Annotated in this window: 5 protein-coding genes and 1 rRNA gene; all 6 read left to right on the top strand. The window is 73.5% G+C overall.

The genetic code is table 11. The annotated features are described in order from the left end of the window. Positions 1–91, top strand: a 5S ribosomal RNA gene (rrf, locus tag ACIQF6_RS22920); the annotation flags it as partial. 174 nt (positions 92–265) lie between these two features. Beyond that, positions 266–3,598 (top strand): FtsX-like permease family protein, encoded by a 3,333-nt coding sequence (locus ACIQF6_RS22915; RefSeq protein WP_400897814.1) that lies wholly within the window; start codon positions 266–268, stop codon positions 3,596–3,598. Next, the gene (locus tag ACIQF6_RS22910) at positions 3,595–6,516 is read left to right on the top strand and encodes a hypothetical protein (RefSeq protein ID WP_400897812.1); all 2,922 of its coding nucleotides are present in this window, start codon (positions 3,595–3,597) and stop codon (positions 6,514–6,516) included. The genes ACIQF6_RS22915 and ACIQF6_RS22910 overlap by 4 nt, the downstream gene beginning before the upstream one ends. Before the next feature lie 137 nt (positions 6,517–6,653). Further along, entirely contained in the window at positions 6,654–8,894 is a 2,241-nt protein-coding gene (locus ACIQF6_RS22905; protein ID WP_400897810.1) for an ATP-dependent RecD-like DNA helicase, read from the top strand. Between the two features lie 185 nt (positions 8,895–9,079). After that, positions 9,080–10,369 (top strand): citrate synthase, encoded by a 1,290-nt coding sequence (locus tag ACIQF6_RS22900; RefSeq protein WP_400897808.1) that lies wholly within the window; start codon positions 9,080–9,082, stop codon positions 10,367–10,369. A gap of 478 nt (positions 10,370–10,847) precedes the next feature. Next, the gene (locus ACIQF6_RS22895; RefSeq protein WP_400897806.1) at positions 10,848–11,567 is read left to right on the top strand and encodes an SDR family NAD(P)-dependent oxidoreductase; all 720 of its coding nucleotides are present in this window, start codon (positions 10,848–10,850) and stop codon (positions 11,565–11,567) included. The last annotated feature ends 11 nt before the right edge of the window (positions 11,568–11,578 follow it).

The raw sequence follows: 11,578 nt of genomic DNA, 5'->3' as shown, positions 1-11,578 counted from the left end.
GCCCGGTTACATTCCGAACCCGGAAGCTAAGCCTCACAGCGCCGATGGTACTGCAGGGGGGACCCTGTGGGAGAGTAGGACGCCGCCGAACAATTATTCAGGAGAAGCCCCCCGCCTTTCGGCGGGGGGCTTTTTCGCGTTCCCGGGGCGATGGAATGAGTCCGGTCTGTGATCGGGGGGTTGTTGTCTGGGCGTGAGGTTGGCGGCAGACTGCCCGGCATCGAGATTGGTCCAGACCATCGGTGGACGGGGGGCTTCGGGGGACATGGGAGCGGACGGGTGGGGCTCGCCGGCGGGGGTTCGGCGGGCGGGGCAGCACGGGGTGGTGCTGGGTGCGGCGGCTGTGACGGTGCTGGTGGCGGTGGCGGTGCTGACCGCGCTGACGGCGCTGACGGGGAGTTCGGTGACGCAGGGGATGCGGCACCGGTTGGCGGCGGATCCGCGGGTCTCGGTCTCGTTGTCGGGGCGGTACGTCGAGGGCGGGGACACGGCGGCGGATGCGCCGGTGCGGGCGGCGTTGCACCGGGCGTTGCCGGGGATGCCGGCGGAGATCGACGAGGCGTTGCACGGGTCGATGGTGATGCGGGTGCCGTTGCCGACGATGGCGGGGGCGGAGGCGTCGCCGCTGGGGCTGGCCGTGGCGCCGTTGGCGGTGGCGGAGCCCCAGCGGGTGGCGGAGTTGGCGCAGGGGGCCTGGCCGACGGGGCTGGACCAGGTGGCGGTGTCGGAGGCGGCGGCGCGTTGGCTGGGGGTGTCGCCGGGGGCGAAGCTGCCGCTGGCGTTGTCGGCGGGCGAGACCCTGTCGGTGACGGTGAGCGGGGTGTACCGGGAGCTGCCGGGGGCGGCGCCGCAGTGGCGGGCCTGGCGGGTGTCGTCGTCGGTGGACACGTCGGCCAAACTCCTGCTGGCGTCACAGGAGTTGCTGCGGACGCACCCGCTGCTGCACGACCAGGTGGACGTGCAGTGGACGGCGGTGCCGGATCCGGGGCAGCTGCGGCCGGAGGGGCTGGGGCTGCTGCGGGACCGGGTGGAGCGGCTGACCGGCGGTGATGTGAACCGGGCGGTGTTCCGGGGCGCGCAGGCGTCGCTGCCGGGGCTGCGGGCGTCGAGCGATCTGTCGACGGCGTTGAACGATCTGCAGTCGCCGATGATGGTGGCGCGGTCGGGGATGCTGGTGCCGGTGACGATGCTGGCGGTGCTGTCGGCGGTGACGATGGTGCTGACGGCTCGTCAACTCACCGATTTCAGGCGGGCGGAGCTGCTGTTGCAGCTGGCGCGCGGTGCGGGGCGGGCCCGGCTGCTGGGGGCCGCGGCGGTGGAGTGGGCGCTGTGCACGGTGCCGGCGGCGGTGCTGGGGGTGTGGGCGGCGGGGCCGCTGCTGCGGCTGCTGGAGCGGCTGGGGCTGCCGGTGGACGGTGCGGCCGCGGAGGCGTCGGGTGCGGCGGCGTGGGCGGTGGCCGGGGTCGCGCTGGCGCTGCACGGGTGTGCGGCGCTGCTGCCGGTGCTGTGGACCGCGGACGGCGGTGAGCGGGAGGCGCCGTCGCGCGGTGCCCGGCGGGCGGTGGCGCAGCGGGCCGGGGCGGACCTGGTGCTGGCGGCGGTGGCGGTCCTGGCGTACCTGCAACTTCGGCAGTACGAGGGGCTGTTGAGTCCGGCGTCGAGTGCGGTGGGGTTCGATCCGGTGCTGGTGGCGGCGCCGGTGGTGATGACGGTGGCGGCGGCGTTGTTGCTGCTGCGGTTGTTGCCGCCGTTGGGCCGGGTGTTGGAGTCGTTGGCGCGGCGGGGGCGGGGTCTGGTGGCTCCGCTCAGTGGGTGGCAGGTGAGCCGGGGCCGGGCCGGTCAGGCGGCGCCGGTGCTGTTGATGGCGTTGGCGTTGGCGGTGGGGGCGTTGACGACGACGGCGATCGCGGGTGAGGGGCCGAGCGATCGGGATCGGGCGGCGTTCGATCTGGGCGCGGATCTGCGGGTGTCCGGCGGCGAGTTGCCGCCGGGGGCGCAGCAGGGGGCGTTGTCGGCGCTGCCGGGGGTGTCGGCGGTGACGCCGGTGGGCCGGGTGGACGGCCAGGTGCAGGGGGCGCAGGTGTCGGTGCTGGCGGTGGACGCGGCGACGGTGCGGCCGCTGGCGACCTCGGAGCGGATGGCGTCGGGGTCGTGGACGCATGCTGTGCCGGCGGTCCGGTCGGATCTTGAACGGGGGTCGCTGGAGGCGCAGTTGGCGCTGTTGCGGAAGGACGTGCCGGTGCACGGGATGCCGCTGGAGGGGCGTCCGTCGGAGCTGAAGGTGCAGGTGTCGGTGGCGGCGGCGGACCGGGTGGGTCCGGTGTGGCTGGTGGCGCAGGTGGAGGATGCGAGCGGCCTGGTGACGCAGGTGCAGGCGGAGCTGACGGCGGACGGGGTGGCGCGGACGGTGTCGCTGCCGTTGGCGTCGGGGACGTTGAACTATCCGCTCCAGGTGACGCAGTTGGGGTTGCGGAGTACGCCGCGGGGCTTTCCGCGGGCGACGTTCCGGCTGACGGTGTCGGGCATCGAGGGGGCGAGTGTGCCGTCCGGTACGCGTTGGGCGAACGTGACGCGCGGGGAGGTCGCGGTGCGGGGCCTGGGCTGTCCGGGTGTGCCGGGCGAGGACCCGAGGTCGCAGCGCAAGGACGCGGGGGTGTGCGAGGTGTCGGCGGTGGACGGCGCGCTGCTGTCGGCGGTGGTGCGCGGGGCGGATCCGTCGTGGAGCGACGGCGTGGACGGGGTGGTGTTCGGCCTGTTGCCGGCGGGGACGCCGAAGCGGGTGCAGGGGATGCCGGCGGCGGGGTACTGGGTGCCGGCGTTGGTGAACGAGGCGTTCGTGCGGAAGGTCCGGCCCGGCACGGGTGGCGAGGTGCGGTTGGCGAACGGTCCGGAGGACCTGTTCGGGCTGCGGATCGTCGGGGTGCTGCCGGAGCTCCCGGGCGGGGGTGACCGTGAGCAGCCGCAGGTGCTGGTGGATCTGTCGGCGCTGTCGGCGGCCCGGTCGGGGCTGGGGCTGCCGCCGGTGACGGACCCGACGTGGTGGTTGGCGGCGCAGTCGAAGGCGGGCTCGGAGCTGGCGGAGCGGGCGATCGCGGCGGATCCGCGGTTGGGCCGGGTGGAGAGCGTCCGGTCGCGGGCTGCGGCGTCGGCGGCGGATCCGTTCCGGTCGGGGCGACGCAGTGCGCTGGTGCTGTCGTTGGTGTTGTCGCCGGTCTTCGCGGTGGCCGGGTTCACGGTGCACGCGGTGGGTTCGGCGCGGTCGCGGCGGCGGGAGTTCGCGGTGCTGCGGGCGCTCGGGGTGCGGCGGCGGCAGTTGGCCGGGGTGCTGCGGCTGGAGCAGTTGGCGGTGGTGGGTTTCTCGGTGCTGCTGGGCGGGGCTCTGGGGGTGGCGTTGGCGGCGGTGGTGCTGCCGCTGATCGTGGTCGACGGCGGTGGCCGGGCGGTGTTCCCGTCGGTGGTGCTGACGGTGGGTTGGGGTTGGACGGCGGCGGTGGTGCTGGCGACCGGCCTGGGGGTCGGCACGGTGGTGCTGGTGTTGTCGCGGATGTTGGCGCGGGTCGATCTGGCGCGTGAGCTGCGGGCGGGGGAGAACGGATGAGCGGGCTCGGCGGGTTCGGCGGGTGGCGTCCGGCGCTGCGGGAGGCCCGGACGGGGTGGCCGGTGCTGGTGGTGCTGGCGGTGTTGTCGGTGGTGCTGACGGTGGCGTCGCTGCTGTGGCCGCCGGTGTTCGACGGTCTGGCGACGAAGGAGTTGGGCCGCCGGCTGGCGGCGGGGCAGGTGGACGGGCCGCTGGTGGTGGCGCGGGCGGAGCTGAACGCGCCGCGGAACTTCTCCGGGCAGTCCACGGCGCCGCAGTTCGGCACCTTGGACAGTGACCTGACCCGGGTCGGGGAGGGGATGCGGCAGGGTGCGTCGGGCGAGTTGGCGCACACCCTGGTGCGGGTGTCGGGCTGGGCGCAGAGCGACGGCATGGATCTGAAGGGCGAGGGCGTCCCCTGGCCGAACGGCAGTCCCGGGTCGGTGTCGTTGGCGTACGCGCAGGACGCGGCGGACCGGGTGCGCTGGGTGGCGGGCCGGGCGCCGGCGCAGCCGGACGGGCCGGAGCAGGCGCCGGTCGAACTCGGGATGTCGCGCCGGGGGTTGGAGAAGTTCGGTCTGCGGATCGGGCAGCGGGTGACGCTCGGCGGGCGGACGGCGTTCACCGAGGCGGTGGTGGTCGGCGAGTTCGAGCCGCTCGACGGTTCGGACGACCTGTGGCGTGAACTGCCGTTGCTGAACGAGCCGATGGACGCGGCGGTGCCGAACGGGTACGTCCGGTACGGGCAGGCGATGGTGGCGCCGGCGGCGCTGGAGGCGATGGAGGCGCGCGGGGCGCTGTCGCTGTCGGCGGTCTGGGTGTTCGGGGCGGCGGAGCAGCCCTGGGGGACCGGCGGAACGACTGCCGGGGTACGTGAACTGTCGGCCGGTGCGCGGGAGTTCACCCGTTCGGCGGTGACTCGGGTGTGCGGCGAGGTGGTGGTGGACTCGCTGGCGTGTCCGGCGGGGGTGCGGACGGTGGCGCCGCCGCAGCTGCAGGAGCGGCTGTCGGTGCTGGTGGACGGGTTCGCGCGGCAGCGGGCGCGGACGGTGTCGTTGCAGTCGTTCGCGCTGGCGGGGCTGTTGGCGATCGGGGTGTCCACGGCGGTGGCGGCGGCCCGGCTGGGGGCGCGGCGCCGTGAGGGGGCGCTGGCGCTCCAGCGGGCGCGCGGGGCGGGTGAGGTCGCCCTGGCGGCGGTGCGGCTGCTGGAGGCCGTCCCTGCGGTCGTGCTGGGGGTGTTGGCGGGTTGGGCGGTGTCCGGCGCGCTGGCGGGAGGCCGGCCGCTCGGTGGCTGGTGGCCGGCGCTGACGGCGGCCGTGCTGGTGGCGGGCGCGCCCGCGGTGGCGGTGTGGTGGCAGGGCCGGGCGTCGCGCCGGGCGGGCCGTGAGCCGGTTCAACGACGGGGTGCGAAGCGGGCGTTGGGCCTGTCGGCGCGGCTGGTGGTGGAGGGCGCGGTGCTGGTGCTGGCGGCGGCCGGTGTGCTGCAGTTGCGGCTGCGCGGCGCGACGCCGCCGGGGGCGGTCGAGCCGGATCTGCAACTGGCGCTGGTGCCGGTGGTGTTGGGCCTGGCGGCGGTGGTCGTGGTGCTGCGGGTGTACCCGGTGCCGCTGCGGGTGCTGACCGGGTGGGCGCGGAGGCGGCGCGGCACGGTGGCGCTGGTCGGCCTGTCGCAGGCGGGGCGGCGGTCCGCGGCGGCGGCGACGGCGCTGCTGGTGCTGGTGCCCGCGCTGGGCTGCGCGGTGTTCGGCGCCCTGGTGTCGGGGACGGTGCGGCACGGCCGGGTGGAGGCCGCGCAGTGGCGCACCGGCGGCGACGCGGTGGTTCTCGGTCCGTCCCAACGCCATTTGCCTCTTGAGGAGTTGGCGAAGGTTCCGGGCGTCGGCGGGGTGCTGTCGGTGCGTGGCGGGGTGGCCGCGCTGACCGCCGACGAGGACGGCTCGGTGGTGAGGGGCGTGGGACTGGTCGGGGTGGACCAGGCGGCGCTGGCGAGGTTCGAGCCGGGCTCGCGGGTGGCGGCGGCACTGGACGCGGCGGGTCTGTCCGCGCCGCTCGCCGCGGGCGCGGAACTGCCCGCGCTGGCCGACGCGAAGACCGCGGCGCGGTACCCCGACGGGTCGTTCGACGCGGACACGGGGGCGAGCCGGATCCGGATCCGGATCGTCGGCGTGCTGCCCGCGGGGGCGGAGCGGGACCGGGCGATCGGCCCGGTGGTCGGCGACGTCTCCGGCGGCCCGCTGCTGGTGTTCGGCGGGCCCGCCGCGGAGCGCCTGCCCGGGCAGACCGGGCAGCGCAACGCGGCGGTGCTGTTCGCCGAGCCCGGCCGCGCCGGGTCGGTGGCCGGCGCGCAGCGGATCGACGGGACCCGGCTGCGGGCCGTGGTGGCGGCCTCGGCGGCGACCGGCGGCGCGGGTGGCGGGGGCTCTGCGGGCGGCGCGATCCGGCGCGGCGCTCCCGTGGAAGTCCGGGACCTGCCGGGCCAGTTGAACCAGTGGGCGGACGACGGGCTGGTGTCCGCCCTGGAGTTGGCGTTCCGGGTGGCGGCCGCGATCGGTCTGCTGCTCGGGCTGGCGGCGGTCGTCCTGGAACTGCTCCTCGGCTCCGCGGAGCGCGGCCGGATGCTGGCGTACCTGCGGACGCTGGGCCTGGGCGCGCGGGCCGCGGCCGGCGTCCAACTGGTCCAGCTGCTGCCGGTGATGGCGGCCGCGGTGATCGGCGGCACGCTGCTCGGCCTGGGCCTGCCGTGGCTGCTCGGCCCGGCCCTGGAACTGCGCGCGTTCACCTCCGGGCCGGGGGCGCCGGCGTTCGCCCCGGACTGGGCGAGCATTGCGCTGGCCGCGCTGGGGCTGCTCGTCCTGGTGCCGTGCGCGGCGGCGCTGGAGGGGGTCACGGGGCGTCGGCGGGTGCCGCAGGTGCTGCGTCTGGGAGAAGGAGCGCAGTAGCCGGTCCGCCGGACCGGGCAACGGGGTCGTGCGCCGTCGGCGTACGGCCCCGCCGTACTGACCCGCGGGTTCGGACTGTCGGTGGGCCACGGTAGGTTCGTCGACGCGATGTGTCCTGATTGTGTGCGAGGTGTCCGTTGCAGCTGGCGCAGGTGGAGGGGGTCCTGGAGCGGATCACGTACGCCAATGAGGAGACGGGGTACACGGTTGCGCGGGTGGACACCGGGCGCGGGGCGAACGACCTGCTGACGGTGGTGGGGGCGCTGCTCGGGGCGCAGGTGGGGGAGAGCCTGCGGCTGTTCGGGCGGTGGGGGTCGCATCCGCAGTACGGGCGACAGTTCACGGTGGAGAACTACACGACGGTGCTGCCGGCGACCGTGCAGGGCATTCAGCGGTATCTGGGCTCGGGGTTGATCAAGGGCATCGGGCCGCGGTTCGCGGAGCGGATCGTGGAGCGGTTCGGGGTGGAGACCCTGGAGGTGATCGAGAACGAGCCGAAGCGCCTGATCGAGGTGCCGGGGCTGGGGCCGAAGCGGACGAAGATGATCGCCAAGGCGTGGGAGGAGCAGAAGTCCATCAAGGAGGTGATGGTCTTCCTGCAGAGCGTCGGCGTGTCGACGTCGCTGGCGGTGCGGATCTACAAGCAGTACGCGGACGCGTCGATCGGGGTGGTGAAGAACCAGCCGTACCGCCTGGCGTCGGACGTGTGGGGCATCGGGTTCCTGACGGCGGACCGGATCGCGCAGGCGGTGGGGATTCCGCACGACTCGCCGGAGCGGGTGAAGGCGGGCCTGCAGTACGCGCTGTCGCAGTCCACCGACCAGGGGCACTGCTACCTGCCGGAGGAGCGGCTGATCGCGGACGGCGTGAAGCTGCTGCAGGTGGACGTCGGGCTGGTGATCGACTGCCTGGCGGAGCTGGTCGCGGCGGAGGGCGTGGTGCGCGAGCGGCTGCCGGGCGGGGACGGGCAGGAGATCACGGCGGTGTACCTGGTGCCGTTCCACCGGGCGGAGATCTCGTTGGCGGGCCAGCTGCTGCGGCTGCTGCGCACGGGCGAGGACCGGATGCCGTGGTTCCGCGGGGTGGACTGGCCGGCCGCGCTGGGCTGGCTGGCGAAGCGGACGGGCGCCGAACTCGCCCCGGAGCAGGAGCAGTCGGTGCGCCTCGCGCTGACCGAGAAGGTCGCGGTGCTGACGGGCGGCCCGGGCTGCGGCAAGTCGTTCACGGTGAAGTCGATCGTGCAGCTGGCGCTGGCGAAGCGCGCGAAGGTGGTGCTGGCGGCGCCGACCGGGCGGGCGGCGAAGCGGCTGGCGGAGCTGACCGGCGCGGAGGCGTCCACGGTGCACCGGCTGCTGGAGCTGAAGCCGGGCGGCGACGCCGCGTACGACCGGGACCGGCCGTTGGACGCGGACCTGGTGGTGGTGGACGAGGCGTCGATGCTGGACCTGATCCTGGCGAACAAGCTGGTCAAGGCGGTCGCGCCGGGCGCGCACCTGCTGTTCGTGGGGGACGTGGACCAGCTGCCGTCGGTGGGTGCGGGCGAGGTGCTGCGCGATCTGCTGTCGGCGGGCAGCCCGATCCCGTCGGTGCGGCTGACCCGGATCTTCCGGCAGGCCCAGCAGTCGGGCGTGGTGGTGAACGCGCACCGGATCAACGAGGGCCTGCCGCCGCTGACCGACGGCCTGCCGGACTTCTTCCTGTTCGTGGAGGACGACGCGGAGCGCGCGGCCGGCCTGACGGTGGACGTGGTGGCCCGCCGCATCCCGCAGCGTTTCGGGCTGGACCCGCGGCGCGACGTCCAGGTGCTGGCGCCGATGCACCGCGGCCCGGCGGGTGCGGGCGCGCTGAACACGCTGCTCCAGTCGGCGGTCACGCCGGCCCGCGAGGGCCTGCCCGAACGGCGGTTCGGCGGGCGGACGTTCCGGGTCGGCGACAAGGTGACGCAGATCCGGAACAACTACGAGAAGGGGCGCAGCGGCGTTTTCAACGGCACAGTGGGCGTCGTGACCTCGCTCAGTGTGGACGACCAGCGACTGACGGTGATGACCGACGAGGACGAGGAGGTGGGCTACGACTTCGACGAGCTGGACGAGTTGGCGCACGCGTACGCGGTGACGATCCACCGTTCGCAGGGCAGCGAGTACCCGGCGGTGGTGATTCCCGTCACGACGTCGGCGTGGACGATGCTGCAGCGCAACCTGCTGTACACCGCGGTGACGCGGGCAAAACGGCTGGTGGTGCTGGTGGGGTCCCGGAAGGCGATCGGGCAGGCGGTGCGGACGGTGAGTGCGGGGCGGCGGCACTCCGCGCTGGACCACAGATTGGCTGCGGGGCATGGGTCAGGGGGTACGGTACGTCCAGAGGTTGTCTTGACGTGAAGAGATTTAGGGCGGAACCTGGTCTGGTGCCGATCTTGTCCGGTTCGCACCGGCTGCGGCAGCAGAGTTTGTAGGCCCTGGTCCTTTCCGGGGTCACCCCCGGTGCGCGGCCGTCCTTCGGGTGGGGGATCGTTGAGACAGTCAGGGCAGTCGGATGAGGATCAAATTTCGTCGGTGAGGAAGACGTGAGCGACAAATCGGTAGTACTGCGGTACCAGGACGGCGAGTACGAGTACCCCGTCGTCGAGAGCACTGCGGGCAACGCCGGCTTCGACATCTCGAAGCTGCTTCCGCAGACCGGCCTGGTCACCCTGGACAACGGTTTCGGCAACACCGCCGCCAACAAGTCAGCGATCACCTTCATTGACGGTGACGCCGGCATCCTGCGTTACCGCGGCTACCCGATCGAGCAGCTGGCCGGCGAGGCCAACTTCATCGAGACCGCCTACCTGCTGATCAACGGCGAGCTGCCGAACGAGGGCGAGCTGGCGGCGTTCCGCAACGAGATCACCCAGCACACCCTGCTGCACGAGGACGTCAAGCGCTTCTTCCAGGGCTTCCCGCGGGACGCCCACCCGATGGCGATGCTGTCCTCGGTGGTCGGCGCGCTCTCCACCTTCTACCCGGAGAGCCACAACCCGTTCGACGCGGACCAGCGCCACCTGTCGACGGTGCGCCTGCTGGCGAAGCTGCCGACGATCGCGGCGTACGCGTACAAGAAGGCGGTGGGCCAGCCCTTCGTCTACCCGCGCAACGACCTCGGCTACGTCGAGAACTTCCTGCGGATGACCTTCGCCGTCCCGGCCGAGGACTACGAGCTGAACCCGGTCGTGGTCAACGCCCTGGACAAGCTGTTCATCCTGCACGCCGACCACGAGCAGAACTGCTCCACCTCCACGGTGCGCCTGGTCGGCTCCAGCCACGCCAACCTGTTCGCCTCGATCTCGGCGGGCATCTCGGCGCTGTGGGGCCCGCTGCACGGCGGTGCCAACCAGGCCGTGCTGGAGATGCTGGAGCAGATCCAGAAGGACGGCGGCGACGTCGACGCGTTCATCCGCAAGGTGAAGAACCGCGAGGACGGCGTCAAGCTGATGGGCTTCGGCCACCGCGTCTACAAGGCGTTCGACCCGCGCGCCGCGCAGGTCAAGGTGCTCGCCCACGAGGTGCTGGCCCAGCTCGGCAAGTCCGACGAGCTGCTGGACATCGCCCTCAAGCTGGAGGCGCACGCGCTCCAGGACGACTTCTTCGTCTCGCGCAAGCTGTACCCGAACGTGGACTTCTACACGGGTCTGATCTACCGCGCGATGGGCTTCCCGACCAGCATGTTCACCGTGCTGTTCGCGCTCGGCCGGCTGCCCGGCTGGATCGCCCAGTGGCACGAGATGATCAAGGACCCGACCAGCCGGATCGGCCGCCCGCGGCAGATCTACACCGGCGTCGAGCTCCGCGACTACGTGCCGCTCGACGGCCGCTGAGCGAGCCGCACCCGTACGAAGGGGCCCGGCCCCCTGCCACCCGATGAGGGAGGCGGGGCCGGGCCCCTTCGCGCTGCGGTCGTGCTGCTGTCGTGGTGGGGCGCACGGCGCCCGGGACGAACCCCGGGTGGGGAACGGCCGCTCAAAGCAATCCCCGGGCTCCCGGATCCGGCCCGGCGCCGTGCGCGAGGGCCGTCGACGAATCGACGACCGTCCGGGGCCCGCCGGAGCCCCGCTCTACAAAAGGTAAGACGTATCAGGGGGCGCAGAGTTACGCCAGGGGGGTGTGAGTTGCCTCTCTCCACTCTCCGTGTGCATCCGCGCACCCGTACGGCGGAGCGCATATCACACCGCACGGTGGGCGCGCGGCGTCACCCACCCCGCAGACACCGCAACCCAGCGTGATAGGAATCGTGGCAATCCGGTACGGACCGCCTGCCATCCGCTGAGCGGTGAACGGTCAGGGAGGGAGTGCGCCATGGCCAGGAATGTTGTTGTCACCGGTGGAGGCACCGGCATCGGCTTTGAGGTGGCCCGGCGCTTTGCCGAGGCCGGCGAGCGGGTGGTGATCGTCGGGCGCCGCCCCGGGGTCCTCGACCACGCCGCCGCGGAACTCGGCCCCAACGTCACCCCGTTGATCTGCGACCTGGCCGACCCGGACGCCGTGGAGGCCGCCCTGGCCGCGCTGCCCGCCCGGATCGACGTGCTGGTGAACAACGCGGGCAGCCGGGAGACCGTGTTCGGCGCCGGCCCGCACGCCGTACTGGCCCGCTGGCGCGGCGACTTCGAACGCAACGTGCTCACCGCCGTGCTGCTCACCGAGTCCGTCCGCGACCGGCTCACCCCCGGCTCCGGCCGGGTCGTCACCGTCTCGTCGATCGCCGCGCTGCGCGGCGCCGGCTCGTACGGGGCGGCGAAGGCCTCGCTGCACGCCTGGAACAACTTCCTGGCGGCCCAGCTCGGCCCGTCCGGCATCACCGCCAACATCGTGGCTCCCGGCACCGTGGCGGGCACCGAGTTCTTCGGGCCGCGCCTGGACGAGGCGGAGGTCGCCCGCCGCTCGGCGCGCACCCTGCTCGGCCGGATCGGCGAGTCCGGGGAGATCGCCGCCGCCGTGTGCTTCCTCGCGTCGGCGGAGGCCGGGTTCATCACCGGCGAGATCCTGCACTGCAACGGCGGCGAGCTGCTCGGCCGCTGACCCGCCCGCCG

Origin of the sequence: Kitasatospora sp. NPDC092948, from assembly GCF_044754805.1 — a bacterium.
Lineage (GTDB): Bacteria > Actinomycetota > Actinomycetes > Streptomycetales > Streptomycetaceae > Kitasatospora.
This window is presented reverse-complemented; position numbering and strand designations above follow the sequence as displayed.

What these genes read in the sequence shown, in the direction of transcription:
- ACIQF6_RS22910 (WP_400897812.1), top strand. Translation starts at nt 3,595, where the DNA reads ATGAGCGGGCTCGGCGGGTTCGGCGGGTGGCGTCCGGCGCTGCGGGAG.
- ACIQF6_RS22895 (WP_400897806.1), top strand. Translation starts at nt 10,848, where the DNA reads ATGGCCAGGAATGTTGTTGTCACCGGTGGAGGCACCGGCATCGGCTTT.
- ACIQF6_RS22915 (WP_400897814.1), top strand. Translation starts at nt 266, where the DNA reads ATGGGAGCGGACGGGTGGGGCTCGCCGGCGGGGGTTCGGCGGGCGGGG.